The organism is Kribbella qitaiheensis (assembly GCF_014217565.1).
Classification (GTDB): domain Bacteria; phylum Actinomycetota; class Actinomycetes; order Propionibacteriales; family Kribbellaceae; genus Kribbella; species Kribbella qitaiheensis_A.
Genome location: NZ_CP043661.1, coordinates 7,772,631 through 7,790,546, shown reverse-complemented (window position 1 = coordinate 7,790,546; position 17,916 = coordinate 7,772,631). Strand labels below are relative to the sequence as shown.

Below are 17,916 nucleotides of genomic sequence, written 5' to 3'. Positions count from 1 at the left end.
AGCCGACCGACACTAACCAGTGGCACCCGATCGCGGCTCGAGTACGGCCACGCACTCGATGTGATGGGTCATGCCGAACAGGTCGAACGCCCGCAGCGAGCTGATCCCGTACCCGAGGTTGCCGAACGTCTTCAGATCCCGGGCCAGCGCGGCCGGGTCACACGCCACGTACGCGACCCGCCGGGGCGTGAGCGCCGCGATCCGCCGTACGACGGCCTGGCCGGCACCCGTACGCGGCGGATCCAGTACTACGAGGTCCACCGACTCCAGTCCCTGTCCGACCGCCGCGTTGAGGACCTTGTCCACGTCGCCTTGCTCCAGCGTCACCGCCGGCAGGTCATGCAGGTTGCGCCTGGCGTTCTTCACCGCATCCCGGTCGCCTTCCACGGCGAGTACTGCGCACCCAGCCTCAGCCAGGAAGGCAGCGAACAGCCCCACGCCGGAGTACAGGTCCAGTGCTGTCTCACCCTCAACCGGCTCCAGCCCTGCCATCACTGCGTCGACCAGCATTGTCGGAGCCGACGGGTGAACCTGCCAGAACCCACCGGCCTCGACCCTGAACCTCCGGTTGTGCACGACCTCCACCAGCCGCCCAGCGGAGTTGTGATCGGTCAGCACGGCCGTCTTGCCCTCCGACGACACAACTGCCTGCACAGACGACGCATCTGGCCACTGCCGGTCCAGCACGGTCGGTGTGTCCGGGTGCGCGATCAGACAGCGGTCGATCGGGATCAGGTCGTGCGAGCGGTGCGCGTACATCCCCGGCCGGCCGTTGACCACGGCGTACCGCATCCTGGTGCGCCAGCCGAGCCCGTCATCGCCAGGTGACTCCATCACGATGTTGCGCTCGATCCCGCCGATCCGCCGGAGCGTGTCGGACACCACGGTCGCCTTCAGCCTGCGCTGCTCAACGATATTGGCGTGCTGGAAGTCACAGCCGCCACAGCGACCCGGCCCGGCGTACGGGCAGGGTGGCTCGATCCGGTGCGGTGACGGCGTCAGTACCTGTACTGCGTCCGCGTGCAGGTACTTGCTGGTCTGCGCGGTCACCCGGGCATGCACCAGCTCACCTGGAAGCGCATGCCGTACGAAGACAACCTGGCCCTCGTACCGCGCGACACAGTGGCCACCATGGGCCACTGGGCCTACTTCCAGCTCCAATACTGTCCCGACAATGCTGTCGTCCGTCACCGATCTCCCGAACTCTTGCGCGCGCCGCGCCGTACTTGGCCGGCTACCCGTTCCTCACGGTCCTGCCGCTCCTCAGCTGCCTGGGACGAGATCAGCTGGTACGGCACGGACGTAACCATCACACCAGGTGTGAACAAGAGCCGGCCCTTCAGCCGTAGTGCGCTCTGGTTGTGCAGGATGTGTTCCCACCAGTGCCCGACCACGTACTCGGGGATGTAAACCATCACCACGTCCCGCGGCGACTGCCGCCGAATGTCGCGCACGTACTGCACGATCGGGCGGGTGATTTCCCGGTACGGCGACGCCAGGCGCTTGAGCGGCACCGGGATGTCCCGCGCGTCCCACTCGGCCTGCAGCGTCTCCGACTCGTCCCTGTCGACGTCGACCGTGACTGCCTCGAGCATGTACGGCCGGGCCGCCTTGGCGAACGCCAGTGCGCGCAGAGTCGGCTTGTGCAGCTTGGAGACCAGCACGATCGCGTGCACCCGAGCCGGCAGCATCAGCCGGTCGTCGGCGTCGACCGCCATCTCCCGACCGACCGTGTCGTAGTGCCGCCGGATGCCCTTCATCAGCAGGAACAGCACGGCCATCGCGATGATCGCGATGTAGGCGCCGTGGGTGAACTTGGTCAGCAGCACGATCACCAGGACCAGGCCGGTCATGGTGAGGCCGACCGCGTTGATCACCCGGGACCGCATCATCTGTGCCCGTTTGGCACCGTCGATCTCGGTCTTCAGATGCCGGGTCCAGTGCCGGATCATCCCGAACTGGCTGAGCGTGAAGGAGACGAACACCCCGACGATGTACAGCTGGATCAGCTTGGTGACCTCGGCGTTGAAGGCAACGATCAGGCCGACCGCGCAGAGCGCGAGCAGGATGATGCCGTTGCTGTAGGCGAGCCGGTCGCCCCGGGTGTGCAGCTGCTTGGGCAGGTATCCGTCTTTGGCCAGGATCGAGGCCAGCACCGGGAACCCGTTGAACGCGGTGTTCGCCGCGAGCACCAGGATCAGCATGGTCGCGCCGATCACCAGGTAGAACCCGGGTGGGAAAGTGGAGAAGACCGAGTCGGCGATCTGGCCGATGACGGTCTTCTGGGTGTAGCTGTCGCCGACCGGCTGCCCGTCGCGGAGCAACTGGGTCGCCGGATCCTCGGCGTACCGGAGTTTGATCTTGGTGGCCAGGAACAGGATGCTCATCAGCATCGTCACGGCGATCGTGCCGAGCAGCAACAGAGTGGTCGCGGCGTTCTTGCTCTTCGGCTTCCGGAACGCCGGTACGCCGTTGCTGATGGCCTCGACACCGGTCAGCGCCGCACACCCTGACGAGAAGGCCCGGGCCAGCAGGAACGCGCCCGCGAGACCGCCGAACAGCGCATGCCCGGGCTCGGGCCTGATATCGAACTGCGCGCTGTCGGCCATCGGCAGGCTGCCGGCCGTGAGCCGGATGAAGCCCCAGATCGCCATCCCGATGATGGAGGCCATGAAGATGTACGTCGGGATCGCGAACAGCGCGCCGGATTCGCGCACGCCGCGCAGGTTCAACGCGGTCAGGATCAGCACCAGGGTGACCGCCAGCGGAGCCTCGTGGCCGGCCAGGAACGGCAGCGCGGACTTCGCATTCTGTACGCCGGAAGAGATCGACACCGCCACGGTCAGCACGTAGTCGACCATCAGCGCGCTGGCCACCGTCAGACCCGCGGTCGGCCCGACGTTGACCGTGGCAACTTCGTAGTCACCACCGCCGGACGGGTACGCGTGCACGTTCTGCCGGTACGACGCGACGACCACCAGCATCACGAAGACGACCAGCAGGCCGATCTTCCAGGAGAAGCTGTAGGCCGCCAGACCGGCCACCGAGAGGGTCAGGAAGATCTCGTCCGGAGCGTAGGCGACGGACGACAGAGCGTCACTGGCGAATACAGGGAGTGCGATCTTCTTCGGGAGCAGCGTCTCGCCGAGCTGCGTACTGCGCAGCTTGCGCCCGATGAGGATGCGTTTGCCGATGTCGCCTAGAGCGGGAGTCACACCGGTGATGTTAGAGGCAGCCCCGGTCCGGTGTAGCGTCTATCCCTGCCGAACCCGACAGCGGCCCCGCGAGGGGCAAGGAGTGATCACGGAGTGCACGTCGTCATCATGGGGTGCGGACGCGTCGGGTCGACGCTCGCCCGGACTCTGGAGAAACGCAGTCACACGGTCGCGATCATCGACCAGTCCGCGGACTCCTTCCGCCGGCTGAGCCCGAACTTCTCCGGCCGCACCATCACCGGGATGGGGTTCGACCGCGAGGTACTGATCGAAGCCGGGATCGAGGACGCCGAGGCGTTCGCGGCCGTTTCGAACGGCGACAACTCCAACATCCTGGCCGCGCGCGTCGCCCGGGAGAACTTCGGGGTCGAGAACGTCGTCGCCCGGATCTACGACCCGGGCCGCGCCGAGGTCTACCAGCGGCTCGGCATCCCCACGGTCGGCACGGTCAGGTGGACCGTCGACCAGATGATCCGGCGGCTGCTGCCGAGCGGTTCGGAGCCAGAGTGGCGCGACCCGTCCGGCACCGTCCGGCTCGCCGAGGTACACGTGCACGCCGACTGGGTCGGCCGCGTCGCCCTCGACATCGAGAAGGCCACCGGCGCCCGGGTCGCGTTCCTGACCCGGCTCGGCGAAGGCATGCTGCCGAAGGCGGACACGGTCATCCAGGAAGGTGACTTGGTGCACGTCGTCATGCTGGAACGGGAAGCCGCCGCGATCGAGTCCCAGCTCGGCGCCAAGCCTGAGGAGCTGTGATGCGGGTAGCCATCGCCGGCGCCGGGAACGTCGGCCGATCGATCGCGGCCGAACTCCTGGAGAACGGCCACGAAGTACTCCTGATCGACAAGGACCCCCGCGCGATCAAGGCCGAGTCGGTGCCTCGGGCCGAGTGGCTGCTGGCCGATGCCTGCGAGCTGTCGTCCTTGGAAGAGGCCGCGTTGCAGCGGTGTCAGGTCGCGATCGCGAGTACTGGCGACGACAAGACCAACCTGGTCGTCTCACTGCTGGCCAAGACCGAGTTCGGCGTACCGCGAACCGTTGCCCGGGTCAACCATCCGCGCAACGAGTGGATGTTCAACGAGGCCTGGGGTGTCGACGTCGCCGTCTCCACTCCGCGGATCATGTCCGCGCTGGTCGAGGAGGCCGTCTCGGTCGGCGACCTGGTCCGCCTCTTCACCTTCCGCCAGGGCGACGCCAACCTGGTCGAGCTGACCCTGCCCGAAGACTCCCCGATGATCGGCCTCCGCGTCGGCGACATCGACTGGCCGGTCGACACCGCCCTGGTCACCATCATCCGCGAAGGCCGAGTCCTGCGACCGGACCCGGAAGGCACCCTCGAACTCAACGACGAGCTCCTCTTCGTAGCCGCCGACGAAACCGAGGAACAACTCGAAGACATGCTCTCCCCCCACCACCGCCGAGACCCGAAGTAACTCGTACGACGGCACGTTCACCTCCAGCCAGGCAGTCCAGCTGGTCGACCCCGGAGGCCGGAGGGGCGGACGGCTTCAGGCGGCTGGATGGAGGAGGGTCTGCCTGGCTGCGGAACCGGTGATGGTGCGGTCGAGTGAGTCACCGACCCAGGAATCGTCGAGGATCACGTCTTCCCAGGAGTAACGCAGTAGGAGCCAGCCGTTGGCGGCCAGTGAGGTGTAGCGGCGGCAGTCTCGGCGAAGTGCTTCACGGGTTGCGTGATGAGTGAAGCTGTCCGCCTCGATGGCGATCCGGAGCAGCGGATTGCCCAGGTCTACTCGGGCGAAGAATCCGGGGCCGCGGATCACGTACTGCGGGATGAATCCGGTGATGCCCGCTTCGATCACGCGGGAACGGAGCATCGACTCCAGTGCCGAGGCTGCCCTACCGTCGGCGAGGCTGCAGGCGCGGATCGCGGCGGGCCTGCCGGGACCGTTGAGGGATAACGCCGAGGCGTTGAGCACCTTCCGATTGACCTTGCCCAGACGAACTGCCGAATCCGCCACCGCGAGAGCCTCGCCGAACGGTAGGCGCCGAGCACAGTCGAGGACCGTTCGCAGCGGATCCGTCGCCATCGGCCGAGAGACGTCGGTCCCGTCGCCGGTGGGGAGGGCTGCCCAATGCAGTGTGCAGGCCAGTTCGGTATCCCGTTTGCTGAACTTTCGACCGATCGTCACGTGCGGGATCAGCGGCATGGTCACCACATCGAGTCCGTGGTGAAGGGCGGCACTCTCGTGCGAGAGGACGCCGCCGTTCGCCAGCGCGACCGCGATGTCCGATGGGCCATCGGGTAAGGCGTACACGCCCTTGGAGACCCGACTGATCTGTCCGAGCGTCAACGCGCGGCGGATCGTGCTGACCGGGACCAGCCGGCGGAGCTCGGCGAAATCCGCCGCACCGCCGGACCGTTGCAGGATCTCGACGACGTGGTCCATCTGGCAAGGATGCCGTCTTTCCCTTCGATCCCGAGCCAGTTATCCACAGCTGTCCCCCAGCCAGGCAATGGTCCCGACCTGCCCGGTCCTAGGTCTGCCTGCTGAGCGGCCGGAGGACAGACGAGGAGCCTAGACCTGGACCACTGCCTGGCTGCGTGCCGGCCCCCCGCAGGCCGACGAACGCAGCCGGTCAGACCTTCGTGCCTCGGAGCATGTGGGTGATGCTGTCCTTGGTTTCGTCCCATTTTTCTGGGGTCATCGAGCCGCGGAGTACGGAGTACGAGACCCAGAGGGTTACCGCGTAGAACGGGAGGCCCAGGGCGACCTTGGCGATGCCTAGGGCGTTGACGTTGTGAGCCAGGTACAGCGGGAGCATGATCAACAAACGGATGCCTACCTGGGCGGTGAAGACCATCGTCACCCGGTTCAAGGCCTTGAAGAGCATCTCGTCCTTGCGCCAAGCCAGGCCCGTCTGGGTGATCGCTCCGTACGCCAGGCCGAACAGCGGGTACTTGGTCAGGATCGTGATCAGGTAGACCAGCCCGAAGCCGCTGTTCAGCAGGATGCCGGGGAGGTAGACGTCTTGCGCCTGACCGGTGCGGTGCGCCGTCCATGCGGAGATCAGGACGCCGACGAAACCGCCGATCACGTTGCCGATCTGCTGGCGGCGGATCAGCCGGAACACGCCGACGACCGCGGCGGCCGAGATCGCGACGATCAGCGCGAGCTTCAGGTCGTGGTCGCTGAACGCGTAGACGATCGTGAAGGCGATCCAGGGCAGGCCGATGTCCATCAACATCCCGGCCCAGCCGCCGAGCTGCTGCATCATCGTTTTCTCGACCCGCGGCGGCGCCTCGGCAGGCGGATCCGCCGGCAGGGCGTCCACCGGAAGAGCTTCGTCGAGTTCGGGCTTTGCCGGCTCAGCCATGCGCGGCCGCGGGACGGAGCTCGTACTTCGGGTTGAACATCACCCGGTCACCGTCCACCACACCGATCCGCCCGGACGCGATCAGCTCCGATCCGGGGTGGATGCCGGCGATCTTGCGCCGGCCCAGCCAGATCAGTTTCACCGTACCGGTGCCGTCGTACAGCTCGCCCTCGAGCGCCGGTACGCCGCCTCGCGGGCTGAAGGTGATCGTCCGCAGGGTGCCGTACAGCGTGACCATCTCGCGGTCGAGGCAGCCGGTGATGGACCGCGCGCCACAGCCGGACGCGTAGTCCTTCAGCACCTCGGCGTCCCGCGCGTCACGGTCGCCGGCCAGCCCCTTGAAGGCGCGCTTCCACAGCCCCGCGGGTTTCTCGCTACCCATAGGCCCAGTCTAATCCGCTCGTGACCGTGCTCGGCCGGTATCCGGACATGCCCGTCAGGCCTCTTCGCCCTCGACCGGCTGGGCGCCCTCGGGCAGCCGCAGGGCCAGTGATTCGCGCGGTGCCATCGGCTCGGTTCCCCGGACCACGACGACGTTGCGCAGTGACTGCTCCATCGGCGGCGCGGCGTCGGGCTCGACCGCGGCGCGACCGAGCACGGTGGCCCGAAGCAGCCAGCGCGGGCCGTCGATGCCGATCACGCGTGAGGTCTGGCTGAAGATCTGACCCTCGGGGTCCTCGACCGGTACGACGAGGATGAGCTCGGTACCGAAGGGACCTTCGGTCTCCGACGCGGTGCCGCCCATCCGGGTGGCCTCGGCGGCGATCTCACGGCGTACCTCGGCCCAGATGCCGGACGTCTTCGGCGCCGCGAACGCGCGCAGCTCCAGCGCGGAGTCCTCCAGCACGAGCAGGACGGCCTGTACGTCGCCGGTCGTCTCGTCGACCTGCAGCCGCAGCTCCATCCCGGGCATCCCGGTGATCACCAGCGCGCCCAGGTCGATCCGGTCCTCGGCGGTCAGGATCGCCGGGTCCACCTCGGCGGAGTCGAACGGGCCTTCACCGCGGGGCTCCTCGGTACCGGACTCGGTCTCCTCGGTGCCAGTCTCCTCGGTGGTCTCCTCTTCGTCACCGAAGAAACCACCAGTCGTCTCGGCCTCGTCGTTCTTGGCCTTGCGGCGGAAGATCACTGCGCTTGCCTACTTCCTCGATCGTCAGTCATATCCACGGGGCGCCTTGTCACGGCCGCCGTAGTCTCGCGCATTCCGCAGGTCAACGGAGTGCACCCGTTCAGCGTGTCACACCACCAAATCCACCCGTCGAGCCGTGCCCGCCTTCACCCCGTGCCGACCCCGGCAAAGTCGCCACCTCGACGAACCTCGCCTTCTCGACCCGCTGGATCACGAGCTGCGCGATCCGGTCGCCGCGCCGCAGCGTGATCTCGGCCGCGATGTCGGTGTTGATCAGGCACACCTTGATCTCGCCACGGTAGCCCGCGTCGACGGTTCCTGGCGCGTTGACGAGTGTGACGCCGTGCTTCGCGGCCAGCCCGGACCGCGGATGCACGAACGCGGCGTACCCGTCCTGCAGGGCGATCGCGATGCCGGTACCGACTACGGCCCGCTCCCCCGGCTTCAGCGTGACGTCCGTAGTCGTCACCAGGTCCGCGCCGGCGTCGCCGGGATGCGCGTACGCCGGTACCGCGAGCTCCGGGTCGAGCAGCTGGATCAGTACCTCGGTCATGGGTTCACCTCGTAGTCGTGGACGTTCTCAGCGGTCATGTCGGTGCCGTGCTCGACGAAATGCTCCGGCGGGACTACAACGAACACTGCGTTCGCCCGTAACGCGATGCTTCCGTCGGCATCGCCAAGACGCGCAGTGGCGTTCGCGTACATCCGCCGTCCGTCGAAGCCGAGACAGAGCGCCCTCAGGAGCAGCACTGCTCCGACGGGCACCGGGCGGATGTAGTCCGTCTCCAGCCGCCCGGTCACCATCGGCCGACGCAGTAGCCAGGAGAGCCCACCAAGCGTCTCGTCCAAGGCAGTAGCCAGTACGCCGCCGTGCGCGAGCCCAGGTGCGCCCTGATGCTCCTTGGTCACGGTGAACTCGGCAGTGACGCTCACGCCGGGTCCCGCCGTGGTGACCAGTCGCAGGCCGGTCGGGTGGGCCGGTCCGCAGGCCACGCAGTTCTCGTAGTGCGACGGGAGCACCGTGCCCGATTCCGGGGCGTCCGGGTGGCGCTCTGCCGGTTCCAGCTCGCGCTGCGGACTCGCCGTACGGGTCGGTGGCTCGATCACGAGAGGCGACCCTACCTACGCTCTCCGACAGCGTTCATGCCAGGCTGGGTCCCGTGGTCGACGCAGCTGCTTACAGGGAACGTCTGAGCGTGCCGGTGCGCTGGTGGCTCATCGCTGCGGCCGCCGTGGTGACGCTGTTGGTCATCACCGGAGTCCCGGCGGGCCCCATCGCCGGAATCGCGGTCGCGGGAGTCGCCGCAGTACTGCTGGTCGTGCTGTTCGTCCGGTACGGCGGTGCGCTGGTCGAGGTGGACGCGGAGAAGTTCCGGGCCGGCCGGGCGACCATCGACCGCACGTACCTGGGCAAGGCCGTCGCACTTACCGGCGAAGACGCCAGGAACGCCTTCGGGCGGGACTGCGACCCCAAGGCGTACCTCGTACTGCGGAGCTACCTGCCGGGCGCCGTACGGGTGGAGCTCACCGACCCGCACGACCCAGCGCCGTACTGGCTGGTCGCCACCAAGCACCCTGACAGGCTTGCAGCCGCTCTGTCGCAGAACAGCGTGGCAAGATCCTGAGTGTCGGGGAACTCATAGCTGGGAGGTAGTCGTGGTCGGAGCCAAGATCGGCTGGAAGCTGGTGCTCGCCGCGTTCACGATCGTGGTGGGTCTGGTCGCCAACAAAGCGGTCAATACGGCGTGGAAGCTCGGCTCGGGCGGGAAGCCGCCGAAGGGCAACCAGGCCGGCTACGCCGAGGTCGTGACGTGGGCCGTGGCCAGTGGTGGCGCCGCGGCGGCGGCCAAGCTCTTCGCCGAGCGCCGCGCTGCGCAGTACTACCTGAAGTCCACCGGCCATCTCCCGCCCGGCTACGACAAGGAAGGAACGGACGTCGAGAAGGCCTGACGCCACAGACCTCGCTCAGGACACAACGACGGGACCGCCCCTGTGAAGGGGTCGGTCCCGTCGCGTTGGTACGGACTCAGCCGAGCAGGGCGATAGTGCTGTCGTTTCAGGCAGCGCAGTCGCGGCAGATCAGCTGGCCGTTCTTGCTGCTCGCGAGCTGGCTCCGGTGGTGCACCAGGAAGCAGCTCGAGCATGTGAACTCGTCGGCCTGGCGCGGGAGCACCCGCACTGCCAGCTCCTCGTGGCTAAGGTCGGCGCCGGGCAGCTCGAAGCTCTCGGCGGCCTCGGCCTCGTCCTCGTCGACCTTGCCGGAGTTCTTGTCGTGACGGCGAGTCTTCAGTTCCTCGATCGACTCTTCGCTGGAGTCCTCGTCCGTCTTGCGCGGGGCGTCGTAATCAGTCGCCATCGTGTTTCCCTGCCCTCTTCGTACCCGTGGTGTTGCCTGCTGAGCCCTTGAACGGGTAATGCGGCCCAGAAATTCCATCCCTGGAAGCCCTGGTCCCCCGAAACCCTTGACAGACAGGCCGGGACCGGCGTCATACCGCCCCCGAGGCAGGGATTGTGCCCTATCGAGGGACCTTTGCGCGCGTCGGAGTCCACCTTGTGACCCGCGTGTCGCGAATTGTGTCAGGACCGAACAACTGAATGCTCATTAATGCGTACTAGCGCGCACTAATGAGCAGTTTCAGGATCTGAGCGGGTTGGCGGCAGCGAGTGCATCGTGCAGCGGCTTGAACACGGCCGGGGTGGCGGCGATCGACATCTCTGGCGAAACCGGTGCTCCATCGATGCCGCCGACCGTCGCACCGGCCTCGGCCGCGATCAGGGCGCCCGCACCGTAGTCCCACGGGTTCAGGCCGCGCTCGTAGACCGCGTCCAGCCGTCCACAGGCGACGTAGCACAGATCGATCGCGCCGACGCCGATCCGGCGGATGTCACGGACCTTGGCGATCAACTGCTGGATCACCTCGGCCTGCACCTCCCGCCGCGTCGGGTCGTACCCGAACCCGGTGCCGACCAGTGCCTTGGCGAGGTCGGTGCAGTCGGAGACGTGGATCGGCCGGCCGTCGGAGTACGCGCCGCCTCCGAGCGTCGCGGTGAACACCTCACCCTTCGGCGCGTCCACGACCACCCCGGCCACGGTCTGCCCGTCGACCTCTACCGCGATCGACACGGCGTACGTCGGGATGTCGTACAGGTAGTTGACCGTGCCGTCGATCGGGTCGACCACCCAGCGCACACCACTGGTGCCGAGTACGTCGTCGCCCTCCTCGCCGAGGAACGAGTCGTCCGGCCGGGCCGCCAGCACGCGGGCCCGGATCAGGTCTTCGGACTCCCGGTCGACCGCGGTGACGATGTCGGTCGCCGTGCTCTTGGTGTCGGCGACGGTGATCGTGCCGCGGCGGCGCTCGACGATCAGCCGGGCCGCCTCGGTCGCCACCTCCGTGGCAAGCTTCAGCAGGTCCTGGGCGTTCTCGGAGCTCATGCGGATTCCTTCGCAATGGTGTTCTCGGTGGTCACTTCAGTACTACGTGTAGCGGGACGCTTAGCGGCCGGGCAGCAGTCCGCGCGGCAGGCGTCCCAGCCTGGGCCCAGCTTGCCGACACAGGGGCGATCCGGAGTCTCACCGCGTTCCGCCGCGGCCCGCTCGACCACCAGGTCGCGCAGCATCGTCACGAACCGCGCATCCGTCCCCGGTGTCGCCGCCCGCGCCATCGGCAGCCTCAGCTTTCCCGCTGTCGCCGCAGCCTCGGTGTCGAGGTCGTAGATGACCTCCATGTGGTCACTGACGAACCCGATCGGCACCACGGCGACCCCTGGCACTCCGGCATCGGCCAGCACCTCCAGGTGGTCGTTGACGTCCGGCTCGAGCCACGGCACCTGTGGCGGACCCGACCGGGAGCAGTAGACGAGATCAGTACGCCGCACGGTCCCCGTCCGGCGCTCCAGCTCAGCGGTGATCTCCGCTGCGACGTCCAGGTGCCAGGTGACGTACCCGTTGCCGTCCGGTCCGCTGGTGGCGTTCATGCTCGTCGGGATGGAGTGCGTCACATAGGCGATCGCCGACCCCTCGGGCAGCCCGCTCAACGCCTCCGCGGTCGACTCGACGAACGACCCGACGAAGCCAGGGTGGTTCGCGTAGTGGCGCAGCTTGTCGATCACCGGTGCGCCCTCGACCGCGGCGATCGCGTCGGCCAGGTTCTCGCGGTACTGCCGGCAGCCGGAGTACGACGGGTAGGCGCTCGTCACGATCACGACGGCCCGGCGTACGCCGTCAGAGGTCATCTCGCGCAGCGTGTCGGTCAGGTACGGCGCCCAGTTGCGGTTGCCCCAATAGATCGGCAGATCGAGCCCGAGCTCGCCGAACGACGTCCGCAGCGCGGCCAGCAGTTCACGGTTCTGGTCGTTGATCGGGCTGCGGCCGCCGAACGCGTAGTAGTGCTCCCCGACCTCCTTGAGCCGCTCGTCCGGGATCCCCCGGCCGCGCGTCACGTTCTGCAGGAACGGCAGCACGTCCTCGGGTTTCTCGGGACCACCGAAGGAGAGCAGCAGCACTGCGTCGTACGGCGAAGGGTCGGGCGAGTGTGCTGGTATGACGGCGTCGGGCATATACCGATGTTCTCAGGCCGGGTGGAATCACCCGAGCACGGTCCCCGGTCGCCGGGGGTGGAATTGCCGAGCAGCGCCGCTGTCCGAAAGCTAGGGTGTGGTCGATCACCCATGCTGAAGCCCTACGTTCACCTCATGCGCCGCCCCGGCGCCCGTGCCTTCTTCACCGCCGGGATCCTCGGGCGTATGCCGATCTCGATGGTCGGCCTCGGCATCGTCATCCTGATCGCGCGCGAGAGCGGTTCCTACGGTCTGGCCGGTGCGGTCTCCGCCGTCGCGGTGATCGCGGGAGCGCTCACCGGCCCGTTCCAGGGCCGGCTGGTGGACCGCTTCGGTCAGGCGTTGCTGATCCTGATCGGCAGCAGCGTGTGCACGGTCGCTCTGGGTGGTCTGCTGCTGGCGGTCCGGATGGACGCACCGCACTGGGTGCTCTACCTGCTCGCATTCGTTGCCGGCGGCACCCGTCCGCAGGTCGGCTCCTTCGTCCGGGCCCGCTGGAACCACCTGCTCGGCCGGGGACGCGCTCTCCAGACCGCCTTCGCGCTCGAAGCCGTCGGCGACGAGGTCGTGTTCATCGTCGGTCCCGTCCTGGTCACCGTTCTCGCCACCCAGGTCAGCCCGTACGCCGGGCTCGGCGCGGCCGGCGTACTCGGCCTGGCCGGCGGAATCTGGCTGGCGATGCTGCGAGCCACCGACCCACCCGGGCGCGGGAAATCCGACGGCACCGAGAGAGCGCCACTCCCCTGGCTCTCGCTGATGCTGCTCAGCCTGATCGGCCTGGGACTGGGTGCGACGCTGGGCAGCGCTGAGGTGGTCACAGTGGCCTTCACGGCGTCCAAAGGCCAGCCAGGTATGTCGGGCGTCGTACTGGCCGTGTGGGCCTTTGGAAGCCTCCTGGCGGGGCTCTGGTACGGCTCGGTGCATTGGCAGGCGGCGGTCGAGCGGCGATTGCTGATCGGAACGGTCCTGCTCGCGATCGCACTGGCACCGCTGCCGTGGATCGGGACCGTCTGGCTCCTCGGCGTCCTGCTGTTCTGCGCGGGTCTGACCATCGCGCCGACGATGGTCGCACTGACCGCCTGCGTGGAGGAATGGGTGCCGCCCGAGCGGCTGACCGAGGCGATCACGTGGACCGTGACAGGGATGCTGCTCGGAGTCGCCCCAGGCAACGCCGTCGCCGGGCATGCGGTCGACGTGGTCGGCGCTTCGGACGCCTACTGGGTTCCAGTGATAGTCGGCATCGCCTGTGCGCTGGTCGCCAGCGTCGCGGTCACCTTCGCCCGCCCCCGCACCCGTTTCGCCCACAATTGACTTGAGTCTCCTCCCGGGGGAGACACCAGGGTGGTGGGCATGGACGAGCGCTACTCGATCGGTGAACTGGCCCGCCGGACCGGACTCACGGTCAAGGCGATCCGGTTCTACTCCGATCGCGGACTCGTCCCGCCGACCGACCGCACCGCGGCCGGCTACCGCCGTTATGATCTCGCCGCCGTCGCCCGGCTGGACCTGATCCGCACCCTGCGCGAACTGGGCCTCGACCTGGCGACGATCCGGAGAATCCTGGATCGCGAGACAGCGCTCTCCGACGTCGCCGCCGCGCACGCCGAAGCCCTGACCGTGCAGATCCGGACCCTCCGCCTCCGCCGCGCGATCCTCACGACGGTCGCCGACCGCAACTCACCCCCGGAGGCCCTGACCCTCATGCATCGCCTGTCCCAACTCTCCAGCACCCAACGCCACCACCTGATCACCGACTTCCTGGACTCCGTCTTCACCCCCGCCGACCCCGCCACCGCGATCCCCGCCGACCCGGCCACCCCGATCCCCGCCGAGACCAATCTCCCCCGCCCCGCCTCCAGCGACAGCGTCCGGTTCAACGAGGTGAGCGGCTTCGCCGCCGCACGGCGGTCGCTCACGCCCGAGCTGCCAGATCACCCGGAGCCCGAGCAGGTCGAGGCGTGGATCGAGCTCGCGGAGCTGACCCAGGATCCGGACTTCCGATCCGTCGTACGCCGGATGGCCGACGACTACCGAACCGTTGCCCTGCGCCCCGACCTCGTCGCCCGCATCCACGCCCAGGTCCGCCCCGCGCTCGACGCCGGCGTCACCCCGGACTCCCCCGAAGCCGAACCTTTCGTCACCACGATCACCACCCAGTACGCCGAATCCGTCGGCCAACCAGACAGTCCCACCCTGCGACGCCGCCTCGCAGCCGTCCTCGAGACGGCGAACGACCCCCGCTGGGCCCGCTACCTCCACCTACTCGCCATCACCAACGGCTGGGAACCCCGACCCCCACTCACCCCGACCTACGACTGGACCATCCGGGCCCTCAAAGCTGCCTGACCCGGCCGTTCACCGCATCCGCGGCAGCGGAGCGTTCCACCCGCGGCGGATAGCGATCAGCCGGATCAAGAAACAGACGATCGCCCCCGCGAACGCGACCCAGGTCGCCTTGTAGCCGGCAGCATCAGCGACCACAACGATGCCCGCACCGAGAAATGCCGGGGTCGCGTAGATCTCGCTGCGCAGTACGACCGGGACCCGCCCGGACAGTACGTCGCGGATCACTCCCCCGCCGATCGCGGAGATGGTGCCGAGCAAGGCGGCCGACAACGGCGACAGGCCGAAGTCGAGCGCCTTGCGAGCACCGGTCACGCAAAACAGCGCGAGCCCGGCCGCGTCGAACACAGTCACCAACCGCTCGACCCGCCCGATCCCCGGATGCAGAAAGAAGGTGATCAACCCAGCGGCGACCGGAACCGCCAGATAACGCCAATCCGCCAGCGCCGCCGGCGGGGTAGCTCGGCCGCCGATCAGTACGTCACGGAGGAACCCACCGCCGAGCCCGGTCACCAGCGCGAGCACCTGGATCCCGAACACGTCCAGCTTCTTCCGTACCCCGACCAGTGCACCGGTGATCCCGAAGACGAAAATCCCGACCAGGTCCAGTACGTCCAGTGCCACCGAGCCATCCACCCTCGCACGGTAACGGCCGCCCAGCCATCGCACCGAAAACGACAGGCGCCCAACCACCCGCAAGCTCTAGGGTCGCGTCATGACCGGACCAGGCAATGCCGACCCGAGCAGCGCACAGGGCGCCAGCGCGAGCAGCGCACAGGCCACCGACCTGAGCGGAGCGCGAGGCGCCGACCCAACTGGTGCGCCCGATGTCGACTACCGGGCGACTTCGGCGCGACCGGCGTGGAGCGCTCTCCCGGTGGAGCTGCGACGTTCTCTCGACGAGTCCATCTCTGTTGCCCTGGGCACCGAGATTGCGACGGTCGGCGCTTCCGTCCGCTCCGGCTTCACCGGCGGCTTCGCGGCACCCGCTCACCTCAAGGACGGCCGCACCGTCTTCATCAAGGCAGCCCCCGAAACCCTGCACTCCTACGGCGCCTACCAACGCGAAGCCGAGATCGTCCCCCAGCTCCCACCCGCCGTCCGGGTCCCCCACATCCTCACCACAACCGAAGCGGCCGCGGGCGACGTGCGGTGGTTTGCTGTTGTGGCCGAGGGTATTGCTGCGCGGATGCCCGGCATGCCGTGGACCGCGGCCGACTTCGACCTGGTGACCGAGAACTGCCTGACGATGGCGACAGCGCTCTCACCAAGTCCTCTCGACGGCCTCAAGCCATTCATGGACGACTTCAGCGAGCACGGACCCAGCCGCATCCCGGAGGAGATCCAGACCGGCTCCCGGCCGCTGCCGGACGGGTTCCAGCCATGGCTGCCCAAGCACCTCCAAGAGATCCAGGACCTGGTCGACCTGACCCCGGAAGCGCTCGCCGGAACAGCCGCGATACATGGCGATCTGCGACCGGACAACCTGCTGATCGACGATGCCTGTCAATGCTGGACAGTCGATTGGAACTGGCTGACTCTCGGTGCTCCCTGGATCGACTGGGTCGGCCTCCTTCCCCTTGCCCAGCACCACGGAATCGACACGATCACAGCGATCACGACCAACCCGCTGACCGTCGACGTACCGGCCGATCACCCCGACTCGCTGATCGCCGCACTGGTCGCTTACGTACTGGAATTCGTCGACGCACCGCCGCCGCCAGGCTGCACTCCGGAGATCCAGCGGCACCGACGACTGATCGGCTGGTGCTGTCTCGACTGGCTGGCGCTGCGCCGCGGGTGGTGAAGGCTTAAGTTGGAGTATGAGCAGAGGACCGGCCACCAGGTTCAAGGTCGAGGTGCTGGATGGCGACCGCACGTCCCGGCGCGAGGACATGGTCGTCACCGAGGAGCCGCTGGAGCTGCGGCTCGAGTGGCCGGGCCGCCCGCCCGAGCCGTTGGTGGTCACGATGCGCACGCCCGGCTCCGACTTCGAACTCGCGGCTGGGTTCTGTCTCGGCGAAGGGTTGGCAGTACGGCCGGATGCGATCAGCACGGTTGCCTACTGCACTGATGTGAAGCTGACCCGCGACCAGCAGTTCAACACCGTCACGGTCACCTTCGACGGCCCACCCGACCGCGAACCACCCCAGCGGTACGGCGTCACGTCCGCCGCTTGCGGGGTCTGCGGCCAGCAAAGCCTCGACGAACTGGCCGAGCGGGACTACGACCCGGTCGATCCGGTGGAGGTCCAGCTGGACGTGGTACGGCGGCTGCCTGACCTGCTGCGAGAGGCCCAGCCAACGTTCGGGCGCACCGGCGGGCTGCACGCGGCCGGGCTGTTCACCACAGCCGGCGAGCGCGTCGTAGTACGGGAGGATGTCGGCCGCCACAACGCGGTCGACAAGGTCGTCGGCTGGACGGTGCTCAACCAGCAGAGTCGCAAGGGTCTGGTGCTCGCCGTGAGCGGCCGGGCCGGCTACGAGATCATCCAGAAGGCGGTCGCGGCCGGGCTCGGCATGATCGTCGCCGTCGGTGCGCCGTCCAGCCTGGCGGTCGACCTGGCTCGCAGGTTCGACCTCACCCTGATCGGCTGGACCAGAGGCGAGCGCTGTGTGATCTACAGTGCTCCCGACCGCGTCCTGCGCCTGGACAACAGCTGACCCATCCGGATACCTCGCCGCTCCGAAGAGCATCCGACCGCACGACCGACCAAAAGGATGCGACCTTGTGAGCGAAGAATCGACGGCCCTACCATGGCCCGTGATCGTCGATGCTTCCAGCGGCACGCCGGCCGACCTGATGGCACGGGTGGCGCGGGGTGACTCGGCGGCGTTCGGCCAGCTGTACGACCAGATGGCGCCTCGCGTCTACGGCCTGATCCGGCGCGTCCTGCGCAATCCGGCCCAGTCCGAGGAGGTCACCCAGGAGGTGATGGTCGAGATCTGGCGGACCGCCACCCGGTACGACGCCGATCGCGGCTCGCTCACCTCCTGGATCCTCACGATGGCCCATCGCCGGGCGATCGACCGGGTGCGGTCGGAGCAGTCGTCCACCAACCGGGAGCAGGCGGTCGCCGCTGCTTCCTCGACCACCGAGTACGACGAGGTGGCCGAGAAAGTGACCGCGAATCTGGAAGTGGAACAGGTCCGGCACTGTCTGGGCTCGCTGACCGAACTACAGCGTGAATCGGTGACGCTGGCCTACTACGGCGGATATTCGTATCGAGAAGTGGCAGAGCTCCTTGATGCGAAGCTCGCAACGATCAAAGCGCGGATGCGCGACGGCCTGATCCGGCTTCGCGACTGCCTGGGTGTGACGGGGAGGTGAGGG

The 17,916-nt window shown here is 67.8% G+C and carries 21 protein-coding genes; 9 read left to right on the top strand and 12 right to left on the bottom strand.

From position 1 onward, the window contains the following. Positions 1-12 precede the first annotated feature (12 nt). Together F1D05_RS36880 and F1D05_RS36875 are read right to left on the bottom strand one after the other, a co-directional pair. Complete coding sequence (locus F1D05_RS36880) at positions 13-1,191, bottom strand: class I SAM-dependent RNA methyltransferase (protein ID WP_185444852.1); 1,179 nt, start codon at positions 1,189-1,191, stop codon at positions 13-15. Further along, complete coding sequence (locus tag F1D05_RS36875) at positions 1,188-3,215, bottom strand: APC family permease (RefSeq protein WP_185444851.1); 2,028 nt, start codon at positions 3,213-3,215, stop codon at positions 1,188-1,190. Before F1D05_RS36875 ends, F1D05_RS36880 begins: the two co-directional genes overlap by 4 nt. 93 nt (positions 3,216-3,308) lie before the next feature. On the opposite strand from F1D05_RS36875, the gene F1D05_RS36870 reads away from it, so the two are divergent. Together F1D05_RS36870 and F1D05_RS36865 are read left to right on the top strand one after the other, a co-directional pair. Further along, entirely contained in the window at positions 3,309-3,971 is a 663-nt protein-coding gene (locus F1D05_RS36870; protein WP_185444850.1) for a potassium channel family protein, read from the top strand. Then, positions 3,971-4,648 (top strand): potassium channel family protein, encoded by a 678-nt coding sequence (locus F1D05_RS36865; protein ID WP_185444849.1) that lies wholly within the window; start codon positions 3,971-3,973, stop codon positions 4,646-4,648. The genes F1D05_RS36870 and F1D05_RS36865 overlap by 1 nt, the downstream gene beginning before the upstream one ends. Positions 4,649-4,723: 75 nt before the next feature. Here the strand turns inward: F1D05_RS36865 and F1D05_RS36860 are convergent, their stop codons facing one another. The 6 genes from F1D05_RS36860 to F1D05_RS36835 all read right to left on the bottom strand — a co-directional run bounded on the left by F1D05_RS36860 (position 4,724) and on the right by F1D05_RS36835 (position 8,787). Next, positions 4,724-5,623 (bottom strand): hypothetical protein, encoded by a 900-nt coding sequence (locus F1D05_RS36860; RefSeq protein WP_185444848.1) that lies wholly within the window; start codon positions 5,621-5,623, stop codon positions 4,724-4,726. Positions 5,624-5,813: 190 nt separating this feature from the next. Beyond that, positions 5,814-6,551, bottom strand: a complete 738-nt coding sequence (locus tag F1D05_RS36855) for a DUF3159 domain-containing protein (RefSeq protein ID WP_185444847.1) — start codon at positions 6,549-6,551, stop codon at positions 5,814-5,816. Then, on the bottom strand, positions 6,544-6,933 hold the full coding sequence (locus F1D05_RS36850; RefSeq protein ID WP_185444846.1) for an OB-fold nucleic acid binding domain-containing protein: 390 nt from the start codon (positions 6,931-6,933) through the stop codon (positions 6,544-6,546). Before F1D05_RS36850 ends, F1D05_RS36855 begins: the two co-directional genes overlap by 8 nt. 54 nt (positions 6,934-6,987) lie before the next feature. Further along, positions 6,988-7,680 (bottom strand): DUF3710 domain-containing protein, encoded by a 693-nt coding sequence (locus F1D05_RS36845; protein WP_185444845.1) that lies wholly within the window; start codon positions 7,678-7,680, stop codon positions 6,988-6,990. Positions 7,681-7,780: 100 nt separating this feature from the next. Then, the gene (dut, locus tag F1D05_RS36840; protein ID WP_185444844.1) at positions 7,781-8,233 is read right to left on the bottom strand and encodes a dUTP diphosphatase; all 453 of its coding nucleotides are present in this window, start codon (positions 8,231-8,233) and stop codon (positions 7,781-7,783) included. Beyond that, on the bottom strand, positions 8,230-8,787 hold the full coding sequence (locus F1D05_RS36835) for a PaaI family thioesterase (RefSeq protein WP_185444843.1): 558 nt from the start codon (positions 8,785-8,787) through the stop codon (positions 8,230-8,232). Before F1D05_RS36835 ends, dut begins: the two co-directional genes overlap by 4 nt. Positions 8,788-8,840: 53 nt before the next feature. Here F1D05_RS36835 and F1D05_RS36830 point away from each other — a divergent pair, with 53 nt between their 5' ends. Together F1D05_RS36830 and F1D05_RS36825 are read left to right on the top strand one after the other, a co-directional pair. Continuing rightward, on the top strand, positions 8,841-9,305 hold the full coding sequence (locus F1D05_RS36830; RefSeq protein ID WP_185444842.1) for a DUF3093 domain-containing protein: 465 nt from the start codon (positions 8,841-8,843) through the stop codon (positions 9,303-9,305). Positions 9,306-9,336: 31 nt separating this feature from the next. Continuing rightward, positions 9,337-9,630 (top strand): DUF4235 domain-containing protein, encoded by a 294-nt coding sequence (locus tag F1D05_RS36825; protein WP_185444841.1) that lies wholly within the window; start codon positions 9,337-9,339, stop codon positions 9,628-9,630. Between the two features lie 106 nt (positions 9,631-9,736). On the opposite strand, the gene F1D05_RS36820 is transcribed toward F1D05_RS36825, so the two are convergent. The 3 genes from F1D05_RS36820 to F1D05_RS36810 all read right to left on the bottom strand — a co-directional run bounded on the left by F1D05_RS36820 (position 9,737) and on the right by F1D05_RS36810 (position 12,240). Continuing rightward, positions 9,737-10,036: a DUF4193 domain-containing protein gene (locus F1D05_RS36820; protein ID WP_112248854.1), complete on the bottom strand. Its 300-nt coding sequence runs from the start codon at positions 10,034-10,036 to the stop codon at positions 9,737-9,739. 279 nt (positions 10,037-10,315) lie between these two features. After that, the gene (locus F1D05_RS36815) at positions 10,316-11,116 is read right to left on the bottom strand and encodes an inositol monophosphatase family protein (RefSeq protein ID WP_185444840.1); all 801 of its coding nucleotides are present in this window, start codon (positions 11,114-11,116) and stop codon (positions 10,316-10,318) included. Further along, complete coding sequence (locus F1D05_RS36810; RefSeq protein ID WP_185444839.1) at positions 11,113-12,240, bottom strand: ferrochelatase; 1,128 nt, start codon at positions 12,238-12,240, stop codon at positions 11,113-11,115. The genes F1D05_RS36815 and F1D05_RS36810 overlap by 4 nt, the downstream gene beginning before the upstream one ends. Before the next feature lie 135 nt (positions 12,241-12,375). On the opposite strand from F1D05_RS36810, the gene F1D05_RS36805 reads away from it, so the two are divergent. Together F1D05_RS36805 and F1D05_RS36800 are read left to right on the top strand one after the other, a co-directional pair. Then, the gene (locus tag F1D05_RS36805; RefSeq protein WP_246486276.1) at positions 12,376-13,551 is read left to right on the top strand and encodes an MFS transporter; all 1,176 of its coding nucleotides are present in this window, start codon (positions 12,376-12,378) and stop codon (positions 13,549-13,551) included. 39 nt (positions 13,552-13,590) lie between these two features. After that, positions 13,591-14,586 carry a MerR family transcriptional regulator gene (locus tag F1D05_RS36800; protein WP_185444837.1) on the top strand — a complete coding sequence of 332 codons (996 nt, stop codon included), beginning with the start codon at positions 13,591-13,593 and terminating at the stop codon, positions 14,584-14,586. Between the two features lie 9 nt (positions 14,587-14,595). Here F1D05_RS36800 and F1D05_RS36795 read toward each other — a convergent pair whose 3' ends face one another. Continuing rightward, positions 14,596-15,219 (bottom strand): trimeric intracellular cation channel family protein, encoded by a 624-nt coding sequence (locus tag F1D05_RS36795; RefSeq protein ID WP_246486275.1) that lies wholly within the window; start codon positions 15,217-15,219, stop codon positions 14,596-14,598. Positions 15,220-15,298: 79 nt separating this feature from the next. Between F1D05_RS36795 and F1D05_RS36790 the strand changes: the two genes are divergently transcribed. From F1D05_RS36790 to F1D05_RS36780, 3 genes are all read left to right on the top strand, one after another. Then, positions 15,299-16,390 (top strand): phosphotransferase family protein, encoded by a 1,092-nt coding sequence (locus tag F1D05_RS36790; protein ID WP_246486274.1) that lies wholly within the window; start codon positions 15,299-15,301, stop codon positions 16,388-16,390. Between the two features lie 16 nt (positions 16,391-16,406). After that, positions 16,407-17,246: a formate dehydrogenase accessory sulfurtransferase FdhD gene (fdhD, locus tag F1D05_RS36785; RefSeq protein ID WP_185444836.1), complete on the top strand. Its 840-nt coding sequence runs from the start codon at positions 16,407-16,409 to the stop codon at positions 17,244-17,246. A 67-nt stretch (positions 17,247-17,313) separates the two neighbouring features. After that, positions 17,314-17,913: a sigma-70 family RNA polymerase sigma factor gene (locus F1D05_RS36780; RefSeq protein ID WP_281388864.1), complete on the top strand. Its 600-nt coding sequence runs from the start codon at positions 17,314-17,316 to the stop codon at positions 17,911-17,913. Positions 17,914-17,916: the final 3 nt, after the last annotated feature.